Annotated in this window: 12 protein-coding genes; 4 read left to right on the forward strand and 8 right to left on the reverse strand. The window is 70.4% G+C overall.

Translation table 11 applies throughout. The features are described from left to right. Positions 1-28 precede the first annotated feature (28 nt). The 3 genes from D0D37_RS38160 to thyX all read right to left on the reverse strand — a co-directional run bounded on the left by D0D37_RS38160 (position 29) and on the right by thyX (position 2,591). Positions 29-1,270: an Nramp family divalent metal transporter gene (locus D0D37_RS38160; protein ID WP_162834683.1), complete on the reverse strand. Its 1,242-nt coding sequence runs from the start codon at positions 1,268-1,270 to the stop codon at positions 29-31. Positions 1,271-1,423: 153 nt separating this feature from the next. Next, positions 1,424-1,822 (reverse strand): ACT domain-containing protein, encoded by a 399-nt coding sequence (locus D0D37_RS38165; protein WP_116205447.1) that lies wholly within the window; start codon positions 1,820-1,822, stop codon positions 1,424-1,426. Between the two features lie 10 nt (positions 1,823-1,832). After that, a complete protein-coding gene (gene thyX / locus D0D37_RS38170; RefSeq protein WP_116205448.1) occupies positions 1,833-2,591 on the reverse strand; it encodes an FAD-dependent thymidylate synthase in 759 nt (252 codons plus the stop codon). Positions 2,592-2,675: 84 nt separating this feature from the next. Here thyX and D0D37_RS38175 point away from each other — a divergent pair, with 84 nt between their 5' ends. Both D0D37_RS38175 and D0D37_RS38180 read left to right on the forward strand, forming a co-directional pair. Beyond that, positions 2,676-3,200 (forward strand): toxin-antitoxin system HicB family antitoxin, encoded by a 525-nt coding sequence (locus D0D37_RS38175; RefSeq protein ID WP_116205449.1) that lies wholly within the window; start codon positions 2,676-2,678, stop codon positions 3,198-3,200. A 334-nt stretch (positions 3,201-3,534) separates the two neighbouring features. After that, a complete protein-coding gene (locus D0D37_RS38180) occupies positions 3,535-4,410 on the forward strand; it encodes a DUF4097 family beta strand repeat-containing protein (protein WP_116205458.1) in 876 nt (291 codons plus the stop codon). A gap of 420 nt (positions 4,411-4,830) precedes the next feature. Here the strand turns inward: D0D37_RS38180 and D0D37_RS38185 are convergent, their stop codons facing one another. After that, positions 4,831-6,045 (reverse strand): winged helix-turn-helix domain-containing protein, encoded by a 1,215-nt coding sequence (locus D0D37_RS38185; protein ID WP_116205450.1) that lies wholly within the window; start codon positions 6,043-6,045, stop codon positions 4,831-4,833. A 50-nt stretch (positions 6,046-6,095) separates the two neighbouring features. Here D0D37_RS38185 and D0D37_RS38190 point away from each other — a divergent pair, with 50 nt between their 5' ends. Beyond that, on the forward strand, positions 6,096-6,650 hold the full coding sequence (locus D0D37_RS38190) for a GNAT family N-acetyltransferase (RefSeq protein ID WP_116205451.1): 555 nt from the start codon (positions 6,096-6,098) through the stop codon (positions 6,648-6,650). On the opposite strand, the gene D0D37_RS38195 is transcribed toward D0D37_RS38190, so the two are convergent. Next, positions 6,640-7,116, reverse strand: a complete 477-nt coding sequence (locus tag D0D37_RS38195) for a GtrA family protein (RefSeq protein ID WP_244223816.1) — start codon at positions 7,114-7,116, stop codon at positions 6,640-6,642. The two genes, D0D37_RS38190 and D0D37_RS38195, sit on opposite strands and share 11 nt — an antisense overlap. Positions 7,117-7,268: 152 nt before the next feature. On the opposite strand from D0D37_RS38195, the gene D0D37_RS38200 reads away from it, so the two are divergent. Further along, on the forward strand, positions 7,269-7,784 hold the full coding sequence (locus D0D37_RS38200) for a YqaA family protein (protein ID WP_116205452.1): 516 nt from the start codon (positions 7,269-7,271) through the stop codon (positions 7,782-7,784). Between the two features lie 104 nt (positions 7,785-7,888). Here D0D37_RS38200 and D0D37_RS38205 read toward each other — a convergent pair whose 3' ends face one another. Genes D0D37_RS38205 through D0D37_RS38215 form a run of 3 tightly spaced genes read right to left on the reverse strand, consistent with a single transcriptional unit; the run spans position 7,889 to position 10,445 of the window. Continuing rightward, on the reverse strand, positions 7,889-8,338 hold the full coding sequence (locus D0D37_RS38205) for a tetratricopeptide repeat protein (RefSeq protein ID WP_162834684.1): 450 nt from the start codon (positions 8,336-8,338) through the stop codon (positions 7,889-7,891). Then, positions 8,335-9,084: a 4-hydroxy-tetrahydrodipicolinate reductase gene (gene dapB / locus D0D37_RS38210; RefSeq protein ID WP_116205453.1), complete on the reverse strand. Its 750-nt coding sequence runs from the start codon at positions 9,082-9,084 to the stop codon at positions 8,335-8,337. The genes D0D37_RS38205 and dapB overlap by 4 nt, the downstream gene beginning before the upstream one ends. Further along, positions 9,081-10,445, reverse strand: coding sequence for a M16 family metallopeptidase (locus D0D37_RS38215; protein WP_116205454.1), 1,365 nt, complete (start codon positions 10,443-10,445; stop codon positions 9,081-9,083). The genes dapB and D0D37_RS38215 overlap by 4 nt, the downstream gene beginning before the upstream one ends. Positions 10,446-10,643 lie beyond the last annotated feature (198 nt).

Below are 10,643 nucleotides of genomic sequence, written 5' to 3' on the forward strand. Positions count from 1 at the left end.
CTGCCGGTTCCGTCCGATTAGGACCGCGTCAGCCGGTGAAGGTGAGCGCGATCAGCACGACGTTGAGCAGGATGATCACCGCGGCGACGACGGACGCGAGCACCGTGGTGGTCCGGCGGTTGACGTCCGCGCCCATCAGCCCGCGGTCGGCGGTGAGCCGGATCAGCGGCACGAGCGCGAACGGGATCCCGAACGACAGCACCACCTGCGACACCACGAGCGCCGCACTCGGATCGGCTCCCAGCGCCAGCACGACAATCGCCGGAGCGAGCGTGACGAGCCGGCGCGCGACGATCGGAATCCTCTTGCGCAGCAAGCCTTGCATGATCATCGCGCCCGCGTACGCACCCACCGAGGTCGACGCCAGCCCGGACGCGAGCAGCCCGATCGCGAACAGCAACGCGACGCCCGGTCCGAGCGCTGCGGCGACTGCCCCGTGCGCGCCTTCGATGGTGTCGACGCCTTGCTGGCCTTGAAGATTCGTCGCCGCCACGAGCAGCATGCCGAGGTTCACCGCACCGGCGAGGAGCATCGCGAACCCGACGTCGTACCGGGTGGCTCGCAGCAGGCGCCGGCGCCGCGCGGGTTCCGGTTTGCCGTGCCGATCGCGGACCAGTCCGGAGTGGAGGTACACCGCGTGCGGCATGACCGTCGCGCCGAGCATCGCAGCGGCGATCAGCACGCTGTCGCCGCCGCTGAAGCGAGGGATCAGGCCGTCCGCGATCCCGGCGGCCGACGGCGACTCGACGAACAGGCTCGCCAGGAACCCGACCGCGATCACCACCAGCAGGCCGGTCACGACGCGTTCGAACGGGCGCTGGCCGCCGCGGTCCTGCACCGCGAGCAGCACCAGCGACACGAGGCCGGTGATCAGCCCGCCGGCGACCAGCGGGAGTCCGAAAAGGAGGTTGAGCGCGAGCGCGCCGCCGACGACCTCGGCCAGATCGGTGGCGACCGCGACTAACTCGGCCTGCGCCCAGTACGCGATCCGCGCACGGCTGGACAGCCGGTCGCGCAGCGCTTCGGGCAGCGACTGGCCGGTGACGAGACCGAGCTTCGCCGACAGGTACTGCACCAGCACGGCCATCAGGTTCGCCGCGACGATCACCCACACCAGCAGGTAGCCGTAGCGCGCGCCAGCGCTGACATTGGCCGCGACGTTGCCCGGGTCGACGTACGCGATCGAGGCGACGAACGCGGGCCCGAGCAGCGCCCAGCCGGCCCGCAGCCGGGCCACGCCGCGCGGACGTGCCGCTTCCGCCACCGCCATCTGCGCCCACTCCCTGATATCGGTCGCCCCAACTCAAAGTTTAGGCGCGCCGAACTTTGCTGGGCAAGGGTGTGCTGCGCCACGCGGCCGAAGGTCCGTGAAGGACTCCTTGAGGGAATCAGATTCCCTCAAGGAGTCCTTCACGGACCTTCGTCAGGCGGGCAGGAGCACTTCGTGGCCTGCTTCGCGGAAGGCGGCCACGGCCCGGTCGAGGTCGTCCGAGCGCACCAGGATGTGGTCGGTGTCGAAGGTGGACAGCGAGAACAGCGCGACGCCCGCCGCCGCCAGCTCCGACGCGAGCGCGGAAATGATGCCGGTGAGGGTGAATTCCAGCGGCCCGCGCACGGTGAACAGCCGCCAGCCGTCCTCGACCGTGCCGCCCTCCGGCTCGCGGCCGGTCGGGCAGATCACCGATAGCTCGTCGGGCGTGCGGGTCACCGACACGAGCCCGGGTTCGCCGGGTTCCAGCAGCTCGGCGGGCACGGAGGCGTCGGCGGGCAGGCGCACGACCGAGTAGGAGCCGGGACGGAGGTCGATCGTCAGGTGTTTCATCAGGGCGTTGTCAGCCTTCCAGCACTTTCGGGCTCGAGGCGATCTCGGTGCCGTCGGGCAGGGTCGAAATCGTGAAGTCGGCGAACACGTTGGCCGCCGCCTTGTGCAGCTGCCGCAGGCATTCGATGGCCAGCGAACGAATCTCGACGTCCGCGTGTTCGGTGGCACGCATCGCGACGAAATGCCGCCAGGCGCGGTAGTTGCCGGTGACGACGATGCGGGTTTCGGTCGCGTTCGGCAACACGGCGCGGGCCGCCTGGCGCGCCTGCTTGCGGCGCAGGGTGGCGCTCGGCGTGTCCGCGAACTTCTCCTCCAGCCCGGCGAGCAGTTCGTCGTACGCGGCCGCGCTGGCTTGCGCGGCCTTGACGAATTTCTCGTGCAGCACCGGGTCTTCGGCGATGACGTCCGGCTCGACGAACTCGGCGTCGCGCTCGGGAACGTAGCGCTGCGAGAGCTGGGAGTAGGAGAAATGCCGGTGCCGGATCAGCTCGTGGGTGAGCGAGCGGGAGATCCCGGTGAGGTAGAAGGTGACCGACCCGTGCTCCAGGACGGACAGGTGGCCGACGTCGATGACGTGCTCGAGGTAGCCGGCGTTGGTGGCGGTCGCCGGGTTCGGCTTCTTCCAGGATTGGTAGCAGGCGCGTCCGGCGAACTCGGCGAGCGCTTCGCCTCCGTCTGCGTCAGTGGACCAGGGCACATCCTCGGGCGGGAAGAACTCGGTTTTCGCGATCAGCTGCACCTTGGGCGGCACCGGTCTCGCTCCCCTCATGTCGGCTCCGCCAGCCTAACCCGGCGGCACGGGTGACATCACCGCGCCTTGACGTGACGTCACCTGTGACGCCATAGTGGTGTCATGGACTTGACGCCGTATATCGCGAACCTTCGCGAAGACCTCGCGAGCACGGCCTCCGCCGGGGACGAGCAGACCCGGCGGGCGGCCGCACTGCTGTCGTCTGCTCTGGAGCCGGCGGTCCGGCTCACGCTGATGAACGCGCTGGCCGACCTGGCGGCCGAGGTGACCGCGGCCCTGCCCGGCCAGGTCGTGGACGTCCGCCTCGACGGCCGGGACGTGCGCGTGGTCGTGACCGGCGGCGAGGAGCGTTCTTCTTCCGCGCCGCCGCCACCGCCGCCTCCCGCGCCTCCGATCGACGGCGGCGACATCTCGCGGATCACTCTGCGGCTGGTCGAGCAGATCAAGGGCCAGGCCGAACAGGCGGCGGCCGCGCAGGGAGTTTCGCTGAACACGTTCGTGGCGCAGGCCGTGCAGGGGGCGCTCGGCCAGGCGCAGCAGCACCAGCAGCGGCATCAGCGCTGGCAGGACAGCGGCAGCGGCGGGGGCCGCACCGAGACCAAGCTGCACGGCTGGGTCGAAGGCTAGAAGGGGCATCACCATGGGCGAGAACCGGGAAGACCAGGGGAAGAACACCGAAGGCCGGGTTGGGGAACCTGGCTTCGGGAGCGCGGCCGAGAGCGGAGCGGAGTCCGCGGCGGAAACCGCGGCGGCCGGAACGTCCGCGGATGCGGAGGCCGGGAGCAGCGGGGTCCCCTCGGGGACCTCGGCCTCGGCGAGCGATGCGGCCAGCGGGTCCGAGTCTGTTTCCGAGGCTGCTGGAACCGCTTCGCACGAGGCCGGGGCTGCCTCTGCCAGCTCTGAGTCCGCTTCGGACAATGCGGCCGAGACTGGCTCCGATTCCGCGGAACCGGGTCCGTACGTGCGGCTGCAGGACTTCGAGGCGGACGGTCCGGTCGAGCTGGACCTGGGCGTCACGATCGGGCGGGTCGAGGTCGTGCTCGGACGGGAGTCCGGGGTGACCGTGCGACTGCAGCACGACGCAGGCGAGCAGCCGTCGTGGGTGAACGGCGTCAGCAGCCTGCTGTCGTGGGTCGGCGAGAAGTTCGGGGACCAGTTCGGCGGCATGCCGGAGTTCTCCGTCGCGGACGCGGTGCGGCAGGCGCGGATCGAGAAGACCGGCAACCGGGTCGTCGTGCGGGCTGCGAAGGCATGGCAGCTGCGGAACGTTCCGGTCGCGGTGACGGTCCACGCTCCGGCCGGGTCGCATCTCGAAGTGCGCGCGGGTTCGGCGGACGTCAAGGTGACCGGTGCCGCGGGTCGCGCGGACATCCTCACCGGGTCCGGCGAGGTGTCGCTGGAACGCGCGGACGGTGCGGCCACCATCCGGACCGGCACCGGAGCCGTGAAACTCGGCCCGACTCTGGCCGGACTGCAACTGCGGAGCGGAAGCGGTTCGGTCGAGGCGGCGTCGATCGCCGGACCGGCGACCCTCGGCACTGGCACCGGAAACGTCTGGCTGGGCGCGATCGAGGGCGACGTCATGGCCCGCACCGGCAGCGGCGACCTCTCGGTGGCCGACGCGGCTGCCGGGTCGCTCGAACTGATCACCGGTTCCGGAGAGGTGCGAGTCGGCGTCCGGAGCGGGGTCCGGGCCGAAGTGGAACTGGCGTCGGCGGCCGGTCGGGTTTCGAGTGAGCTGGACGTCTCGGACACGCCGCCGGAGGGCGCGGTCGCGCTGAAAGTCCGCGCCCGCACCGGAACGGGCAACGCGGTGGTGACTCGCGCGGCCGGCTGACGGCGGGAACATCCCGTCTGCTTCTGGCCGACACACCCGATACCTCACACCCCGGGTGCGCCGAGCAGACGGATGCAAAGGGGGAGGCGGCGGGCCGCACCGGGTAATTCCGGACGGCCCGCCGCTTCGTGCTTCGCCCGAGAAGTCCTTGCGCGCCAAGTCAAGCCGCCTCCGTACGGGTCCCCACGCGCCAAGTCAAGTCGCCTCAGCGCAGACCCCCATGCGCCACGGCAAGCCGCCTCCGTACGGGTCCCCACGCGCCACAGCAAGCCACCCCAGCGCGCATCCCCACGCGCCAAAGCCGTAACCGCCGCAAGGACTTCCGCACGTCCCAAACCCCAGCCCTCGCAGCAGGCACCCACCGCGCGTCGTGAGTGTTTGTGCCGGTTCTCACCGGCGTAAGCGCTCACGAGGCCCGGCTCACTTCACCGCGCGCCGCAACGCCCGGGCCAGATCGCCCCGCTCCCCCACGACGACGCCGTCCAGCCCTTGCCATTCCGCCATCGCCCGCAGTTCCCCGGCCAGCTCCGCCGCGACCCGCGCCTGGTCGGCCCCGGGCTCGGCGAACGCGCCCTGCACCCGCAGCACCCCGGCCGCCCGGTCGGATTTCAGGTCCACCCGTCCCGAAAGCACGCCGTCCAAGAGGAACGGGAACACGTAATACCCGTACTCCCGCTTCGGTTCGGGCACGTAAATCTCGATGCGGTACCGGAATCCGAACAACCGCTCCGTCCGCGCGCGCTCCCAGATCAGCGGGTCGAACGGGCACAGCAACGCCCGTCCGGACACTGCCCGCGGCGTGCGCGCTTCGGCGTGCCGGTATGCGACCGCGCGCCAATCAGCCACCTGGACGGGCTCCAGGACGCCCTCCTCGACCAGTTCCCGAACGGCTTGCCGGGAGACATCCGGACCGAGGCGGTAGTAGTCGCGCAGATCGGTTTCCGTTGCCACGCCAAGAGCCCGCGCCGAACGGTCGATCAGGCCGCGGGCACCCTCCTCCGCGGAAACCCTGCGGGACAAGATCTCCGGCGGAACCACTCGCTCGGTCAGGTCGTACAGCCGCTCGAAAGATCGCCGGGTGCCAGTGCTCAACTGGCCGACGCCGAACAGGTACTCGCACGCCTTCTTCACCACCGAGCGCTCCCACCACGCACCCGGCCCGCGCCGGACCGCCTCGGTTTCCAGCGCCTTTTCGATCGCCCCGGCACCGATCGGGCCCTGTTCCTTCACGACCGCCAGCACATCGTCGAGCAGGCCGGGCACCGTGTCGACCACCCGCGTGTAATTCCGCCACCAGCCGTCCCGTTTCGCGCCGGACTTGAGCAGCGGCCAGTCTTCGATCGGGAGCAGACTCGCCTCGTGCGCCCACGATTCGACCAGCAGCCGGGGCCGTCGCGCGCGGTGGCTCCACGCGGCTTCGTCGACCAGCGCCGGGTCGTACCCGCCCAGGCGCGAGAACAGCGGCATGTAGTGCGCGCGCACGGCGACGTTGACCGAGTCCAGCTGCAGCAACTGGACCCGCGACAGCACCTTGGCGAGGTGCCGCCGGGTCGGGGCCGAAGCGGGCCGGGGGTCGGCGAACCCCTGCGCGGCCAGAGCGGTGCGGCGGGCGGCGGAAAGGCTGATCGTCTGCATGATTCCGCCATGGTGCCAGCCACCCCCGACAGTTTCGGTACATTGCCCGCGTGAGTGCCGCCGAAGTCCGTCCCGCGAACCCGTCCGACGCCGCGGAGATCGCCCGCATCCAGCGGCTGACCTGGCGGGCGGCCTACGCCGACCTCCTGGGCGCCGAAGCCATCGACGAACTCGACCAGGCCGATCTCGAGGGCACCTGGGCGGAGACCATCGAGTACCCCGATTCCCGCGTCTACCTGGCCGTCGAAGGCTCGTTCACGGTCGGCTACTGCGTCGCGGGCCCGGCCCCGCAGGACGAGGCCGCCGCAGCCGACGGATCGCAGCCCGAGGACGCGCCCGGACTGATCGCGTCGCTGGTCGTCGAACCGCGCTGGGGCCGCCGCGGGCACGCCGGACGGCTGCTGGCGACCGCCGCCGCCGATCTGCGCGCGAACGGCTTGAGCCGCGGCATCACCTGGGTCGCGCAGTCCGACCACGCGACGCTCGGCTTCTACCGCCGCGCCGGCTGGTCCCCCGACGGCACGGTTCGAACCCTCGACACCGGCCGCGGAACGCTGCGCGAAGTCCGGCTCACCGGCACCCTGGAACTGGAACTCACACACTGACCTGTTCTTCGCGCTTCGCGAAGACCACCCAGCGCATCACCGAGTACATGAACACGCCCTCGCACGCCCCGGCGATCAACCGCGACAAGTGATATTCGAGGCCCAGCGCGGACAATCCGGCGCCCAGCCCGAGCAGGAACGCCACGTAGTTCACCGCGATCGCCACCGCGTACAGCACCGCCTGGCGGCCCACCGGCGCGTGCGAGCGGAAGTTCAGCGCGCGGTTCAGCGCGAAACTCAGCCCGAACGCGACCACGTACGCGAGGCTGATCGACAGCCACACCGGCCACTTGAGCCCGCCGTGGAACAGCGTCAACAGCAATAGGTCGACGCCGAACGTGAAGCCGTTGATCACCGCGAAACCGAGGAAACTCGGCGCGACGACCCGGGACAATCCGAACGGCAGAATCCGCACGACGGCGGCGCAGAATCCGGCGAAACGGTCGGCGATCGGCACCTCGGGCACCTGCCCGATCCTGGCAGCGGAAGGTGTCCGAGACCGGTCGGCCAGGTGATCTTCTGGGGTTGGCGCCAGCGGAAAGAGTGGGGTTAGCCCCCGTGATCTTTTCGTGATGGCTGATAGCTTGGAGTGAGCGGCGACACGAAGGGGGTGACACGATGGGCTGGGTGCTCCTGACCCTCGGCGTCGCCTTCGGCTCGGCGATCGTGCCGCTGATCAACGCCGAACTGTTCGTCATCGGCCTGTGCGCGAGCCAGCACAACGTGCACTGGCTGTGGCTGGGCGGCGCGGTCGCGGTCGGGCAGATCGCCGGGAAACTGCTGTACTACCTGGCCGCCCGCGGCTCGATCCGGCTCCCGAAATTCCTGCACGACCGGCTGCACCGCGAACGCCCGCTCACCCCGCGCCGGGTCCGCTGGCAACTGCGCACCAAGGTGATCCGCAGCAAGATCGAGGCGCTGCGCGAGCGTTGCCAGCGCCATCCGCACTGGATGACCGGCACCTACGGGATCAGCTCGCTCGTCGGGCTGCCGCCGTTCATGGCCACGAGCGTGCTCGCCGGAATGGTCCGGATGCGGCTGTCGACGTTCCTCGCCGCCGGACTGGCCGGGCGGTGGGTGCGGTTCAGCCTGCTGGCAGCTTCGCCGGCGATGTTCGCCGGCTGGCTGCAGTAAGCCCACTGCCACAACGCTCCTGCGAAAGTCCGTGAGGGGAACCCTGAGGGACTCTGAGTCCCTCAGGGTTCCCCTCACGGACATCTGCACCGCAAGGTGAGCGGTTAGTTGCGTTCCGCGGCTTCCAGATCGATCGCCTTGCGCATAGTCGCCCGAGCCCGCCGCCGGTCCCCCGCGATGTCGTATGCGTACGCCAGCCGGTACCAAGCCCGCCAATCCTCTTGGCTCGCCTCGACTTCCGCGCGGCGCTCGTCGAACCACGCGTCCGCGGCGTCGCGGTCCACGCGGCCGGACGGGCGGCGCGGCAGGTCCGACACGTCCGGCAGGCCGCCCTCGGCGTCGAGTTGCCGCGACAGCCGCTGGATCTGCACGCCGGACCGCCACGTCACCACGACGATCCAGACGCCCAGCAGCGGCAGCAGGAACACGCCGATGCCCAGCGCGATCCCGGCGGCCGTCCCGGTCGCGAGCAGCGCTACCGCCCGGTCCGCCAGCAGGACCAAGTACACCACCAGCGCCGCCGTCATCAGCAGCGCGACATTGCGAGCTTTCACAGGTCGAGCACGTTCTCCAGGCCGACCGTCAGGCCGGGACGCGACACCACCGAACGCACGCCGAGCAGCACGCCCGGCATGAACGACGTCCGGTCCAGCGAATCGTGCCGGATGGTCAGGGTTTCGCCCTCGCCGCCGAACAGGATTTCCTCGTGCGCCACCAAACCGGGCAGCCGGACCGAGTGCACGTGGACGTCCTCGACGGAAGCGCCGCGGGCACCGTCCAATTCGGACGTCGTGGCGTCCGGTCCCGGACTGACCCCAGCCTCGGCCCGGGCGGCGGCGATCATCCGCGCGGTGTGCGCGGCGGTGCCGGACGGGGCGTCGGCCTTGCGGTTGTGGTGCAGTTCGATGATCTCCGCCGAGGCGTAGAACTTCGCCGCCTGCGCCGCGAAGCGCATCGCCAGCACGGCGCCCAGCGCGAAGTTCGGCGCGATCAAAACGCCCAGCTGCGGCTTGTCCGCCAGCAGCCCGCGCAGTTCGGCCAGCCGCTCCTCGCTGAAGCCGGTGGTGCCGACGACCGCGTGCAGGTCGTGCGCGATCAGCCAGCGCAGGTTGTCCATCACCGCGTCCGGGTGAGTGAAGTCCACGACCACCTGGGCGTTCTCCAGTGCGGCGAAATCGTCGCCCGCGTCCAGCGCGGCCACCAGTTCCTGGTCCGCGGCGCCTTCCACGGCCTTCACCACGGTGGCACCCATGCGGCCGCGTGCGCCCAGCACGCCGACGCGGATCGGGGACTCGGTCATGACGCGATCACCTCGTGCAGATCGTCGGGCAGGTCGTCGGCGTGAGCGTACGGCCCCACCACCGCCGCGGACGACACCCCGCCGGGGCGCCGCAGCAGAGTGCGAGCGAGCGCACACACCTCTTCGGTCGTGACCGCGTCGATCCGCGCGATCGTGTCGTCGACGCCCAGGTACCGGGCGTAGTTCAGTTCGTTCTTGCCGATCCGGGACATCCGCGACGACGTGTCCTCCAGGCCCAGCACGAGCCCGCCGCGCAGCTGCCCCTTGGCACGCGCGACCTCGGCGTCGGTGAGGCCCTCCGCGGCCACGCCGTCGAGCACCTCGCGGATCACGCCCGCGACCTGGCCCAGCCGCTCCGGCTGACAACCCGCGTACACCGACATGTGCCCGAGATCGGCGTAGCTCGCCACCGACGAATACACCTGGTACGCCAGGCCTCGGCGCTCGCGGATCTCCTGGAACAGCCGGGAACTCATGCCTCCGCCGAGCGCCGCGTTGAGCACCGACAGGGTGAACCGGCGCTCGTCGTGGCGCGGCAGCGCGCGGAAGCCGAGCATCACGTGGGCTTGTTCGGTGTCGTCCGGGTGCAGGGCCAGCTTCGGCACGGTCTTCAGCCGCGCACGGCCGGAGCGCGGCGCGACCGGTGTCGCGGTGCCGCCGAGGCGGTCTTTGAGCGCGCGCTTGACCAGTCGCAGCACCTGCGCGTGTTCGACGTTCCCGGCGACTGCGAGCACCATCCGCGGCAAGGTGTAGCGGCGGCGGTAGAAGCCGCGCAGGGCGGACGGCGACATCTCGGTGATGGACTTTTCCGTGCCCAGCACCGGACGGCCCAGCGGGTGGTCGCCGATGATCGCGCTGACGAACTCCTCGTGCAGCAGGTCTTCGGGATCGTCGTCGCGCATCGCGATCTCTTCGAGGACGACGCTGCGTTCCATGTCCATGTCGCGGTCCGTGCACTGCGCTTCGAAGACGACGTCGGTGACGAGGTCGAGCGCCAGGGGCAGGTCTGCGTCTAGGACCTGGGCGTAGTAGCAGGTGTGCTCTTTCGCGGTGAAGGCGTTGAATTCGCCGCCGACTGCGTCGATCTCTTCCGCGATTTGGGTGGCGTCGCGGTTGGTGGTTCCTTTGAACAGCAGGTGTTCCAGGTAGTGCGCGGCGCCTGCGACGGCGAGCGGCTCGTCACGGGAACCTACGCCTACCCATAGGCCGACTGTCGCCGAACGGGACGCGGGGACGTGCTCGGTGATTACTCGGAGGCCGCCGGGGAGGACGCTTCGCTTGACTACCGCACCGTCCGAAGTGGACTCGAGCGTACGGGTGGTGCCTACGGGCTGCTCGTGCCCGGAAACCTGCGGTGCCAAGTGGTGGTCCTTCGGGGTTGGAGGGTCACCGGCTGTGTTTGATGGCGCCGGCTCCGCCGTCGCGGGCGGGATCGCCTTTAGGTCGGCGCCTGGAGGAGCAGTGCGCACGGCCCGGGGGCCGTGCGCACTGCTCCTCCAGGCGCCGACGCGATCCCGCGTGGTGCTTGAGTGAGTGAGTGAGGGGGAAGCGCCGGGGGG

The organism is Amycolatopsis circi (assembly GCF_003385235.1).
Lineage (GTDB): Bacteria > Actinomycetota > Actinomycetes > Mycobacteriales > Pseudonocardiaceae > Amycolatopsis > Amycolatopsis circi.